The sequence below is a fragment of the Kribbella sp. genome (assembly GCF_035687465.1).
In the GTDB taxonomy this organism is placed as follows: domain Bacteria; phylum Actinomycetota; class Actinomycetes; order Propionibacteriales; family Kribbellaceae; genus Kribbella.
This window is the reverse complement of record NZ_DASRXP010000079.1, coordinates 1-3,378: the sequence shown is the minus strand read 5'-3', so window position 1 is coordinate 3,378 and position 3,378 is coordinate 1. Positions and strand designations below refer to the sequence as shown.

Genomic DNA, 3,378 nt, shown 5'->3' with positions numbered 1-3,378 from the left:
GAGGTGGACAGCTTGACCATCCAAGACGACCAATCCACCGAACGGGCCCGCAGCAACGATCCCTTGCACGCCACCCTGACGACCGGCCAGGCGGCCCAGCTGATCCGGCTCGCCGTAGCGGCTGCCGCCGAGCGCGGCCTGCTGGCGGAGTACGACGGGGCCGGCGCACTCAACCTCAGACCACGCTCCGGCGCCTTCACCTCGGGTTTCACCCCGACCCTGGTCGCCGGCCTGACGAATCTCGCGAGAATCGTGTCCGGCTACCCGCTCCGCGACTGGCCAGAACTGGTCGCGGCACACTTCGACCAACTCGGCGACAGCCTGCTTCACGGCCCGCCACCACCACCGACAGATCCCGAGGCAGACCTACTCCTCCGCCTCACTCCCACTACCTCGCTGCCACCGGACTGGACCGCGACCACGCCGGAGTTCGTGCCCGGTGTGCTCGCCGTGCCCGCGACCTACGACCAGGGCGTCGTGACGATGCACCTCGACCCGGCCGACTTCGGGATGAGCCGCCCGGAAGCAGAACAGGCCGGCCTGGCCAACCTGCGCCGTCTCACCGACGAGGTCGAGTACGTCGACTACGCCGGCGGCCAGGTTGCCGTGCTCAGCGGCTCCACCTTCACGGCGTCCCGAGCACTCGTCCTCGACACCGTCCTGCGCGAATCCCTCCACGTCGAGAACCCGCGGTACGGCGTCCTCGCGGCGATGCCGGTCCGCGATCTGCTGATCCTCCACGTCATCAAGGACCTCTCCCTCATCCCGGCCCTCGCCCTGATGCTCAACCTCACCCTCCGCGCCCACCTGGAACATCCCGGTCCTCTTACCCCGTGGATCTACCTGGTCACCGATAACACCTGGCACCCTGCCACCAACCAGCCCACCAGCCTCAGCGACATCCATCTCTCCCCCAAGACCCTCGCCCTGGCCCACACCCTCCAACAGTTCGAGTAATCCCCACGATCGTGATCAGGCCTGGCAGAGTCGACCTATGGACCAGGAGTCAGACGTGCGCAAGTTGTTCAGAGCCGCCGCCGACCATGCAGCGGAGTACCGGGAGAGCTTGGGAGAACGCAGGGTCGGCGCGGCCAAGACGCTTGATGAGGTCAAGGCTGACTTCCAACGCCCACTGGCCGATGAAGGGCGACTACCAGCTGAGGTGATCGAGGAGCTCGTCTCGGTCGCCGACGGTGGTCTGGTCTCCACTGTCGGCCCGCGGTACTTCGGCTTCGTGGTTGGTGGTGCGCTACCTGCGGCCAGTGCAGCGGAGATGCTCGCCGTCGGCTGGGACCAGAACGGTTTCAGCAGCGCCCTGTCACCGACCGCAGCGGCAGCCGAGAACGCGGCCGGCGAGTGGCTGAAGGACCTTCTCGGACTGCCCGCGACCGCCTCGGTCGGATTCGTGACAGGAGCCCAAGGAGCGAACACGGTCGGCCTGACGACGGCACGGAACCACGTCCTCGCAAAGGTCGGCTGGAATGTGGAGACGGACGGACTGGCCGGAGCTCCGCGGGTGCGGATCATGGCGGGCGAGGAACGGCACGCCACGATCGACCGGTCGCTGCGGCTGCTCGGGTTCGGGGCGAAGGCCCTGGAGCTCGTGCGTACCAAGGCGAACGGCGTCATCGACCTGGACGATCTGCGGCACCGTCTCACGGACCACGAGGGGCCGCTGATCGTCTGTCTGCAGGCCGGCAACGTGAACACCGGTGCCTCGGACTCCCTTGGCGAGGCCATCGCGATCGTTCACGAGTACGGCGGCTGGGTCCACGTGGACGGCGCATTCGGTCTGTGGGCAGCGGTCAGCCCGGAGCTGCGGGATCAGGTCGCCGGGGTGGAGGCAGCGGACTCGTGGGGATGTGACGGGCACAAGTGGCTCAATCTCCCGTACGACAGCGGGTTCGTGTTCAGTGCACATCCCGACGCGCACGCGGCTGCGTTGGGCTACAGCGCGTCGTACCTGGTGACGTCGGGCGGGCGTGAACCCGGGGACTACGTGATGGAGTCGTCGAGGCGTAGCCGGGGACTGGCCGTGTGGGCGGGGCTGCAGGAATTGGGCCGTGACGGGGTGCGGGATGTGGTCGATCGGTGTTGTGCCCTGGCGCGGCGGTTCGCCCAGCAGTTGCAAGATGCCGGCTGCGAGATCGGGAACGAGGTGGTGCTCAACCAGGTGCTCGTGTCGTTCGGCACGGATGAACAAACGGACGCGGTGGTCGCGGAGGTCCAGCGGGGTGGTGTGTGCTGGATGGGCGGCACCACCTGGCGTGGACGGCGGTACATGCGCATCTCGGTGTCGAACCACCTGACCACGGAATCCGACGTCGATCGCTCAGTCCAAGCCATCCTCGCTGCCCGCGCCCCCGAACCCTCCAGCCCCTGATGCCCGGAGCGGTTCCCGCCAACTGAACGCAAACTGGGCGGCGCCCTCCCCTGTGGAAGCGCCGCCCAGCTCGGGACCGTCAGGCTGCCGGGGGCATCAGGACGGTGTCGATCAGGTACACGGTGGCGTTGGCGGTCTTCACGCCGCCGCAGATCACCTTGGCGTTGTTGACCATCAGGTTGTCGCCCGAACCGGTGACGGTGACGGCCTGCTTCTCGACCGTGGTCTGCTTGCCGATGACCGCGGCAGCGTCGAGCTGGCCCGGAACGACGTGGTAGGTCAGGATCTTCGACAGCAAGGCGTCGTTGGTCTTCAACGTGTTGATCGTCGCGGCCGGGATCTTCGCGAACGCCGAGTCGACCGGTGCGAAGACGGTGAACTCACCACCGTTCAGCGTCGAGACCAGGTCGACCTTCGGGTTCAGCTTGCCCGAGACAGCCGAGACCAGAGTCTTCAGCAGCGGGTTGCCGGAGGCCGCGGTCGCCAACGGAGCGGCTGCCATCGAGTCGACCGACCCCGCGCCGGTGGCGTTGGCCTTCGCGTAGTCGGCACACCCCGGGCCCACCAGACCGGACGTGTTGTCGGCCGGCATGGCGCTCGGAGTGGTCGGGTTCGATGACGAGGTGCTGGTGGACGGGGCGCTGGAGGAACTGTCGTCGTCGCTGCCACAGGCAGCGGTTGCGAAGAGCAACGAAACGGCGGAGGCGGCGAGAGCAACCCGCTGGATGGTGTGGGACATGACGATCCTTCTCCTTCTGATGGGATTTCCTGCAGGGTTCGCAGGTCTTGCTCGGAGTGCGCGGAGCCGGGTGGGGTGGGCTACTCGACCATCACCACCGTGTTGTGCAGGCCGGTCGATCCGTTCGGCCGGGGGGCCGCACGGTCGATCGTCTGCAGTTGTCCGTCGGCGTCGGTGGCCCGGACGGTGAGCTTGTGGTTGCCCGGCGTCGCGTTCCACCGGAACGTCCATTGCCGCCAGGTGTCGATGGTGTCCT

Annotated in this window: 3 protein-coding genes; 2 read left to right on the top strand and 1 reads right to left on the bottom strand. The window is 67.4% G+C overall.

Translation table 11 applies throughout. The features are described from left to right. Together VFG33_RS03980 and VFG33_RS03975 are read left to right on the top strand one after the other, a co-directional pair. Positions 1–957: DUF1444 domain-containing protein (locus VFG33_RS03980; RefSeq protein WP_325022477.1), on the top strand; the 957-nt coding region annotated here is incomplete at its 5' end. Positions 958–1,012: 55 nt separating this feature from the next. After that, complete coding sequence (locus VFG33_RS03975; protein ID WP_325022475.1) at positions 1,013–2,383, top strand: pyridoxal phosphate-dependent decarboxylase family protein; 1,371 nt, start codon at positions 1,013–1,015, stop codon at positions 2,381–2,383. 79 nt (positions 2,384–2,462) lie between these two features. Here the strand turns inward: VFG33_RS03975 and VFG33_RS03970 are convergent, their stop codons facing one another. Then, the gene (locus VFG33_RS03970; RefSeq protein ID WP_325022473.1) at positions 2,463–3,122 is read right to left on the bottom strand and encodes a fasciclin domain-containing protein; all 660 of its coding nucleotides are present in this window, start codon (positions 3,120–3,122) and stop codon (positions 2,463–2,465) included. Between the last annotated feature and the right edge of the window lie 256 nt (positions 3,123–3,378).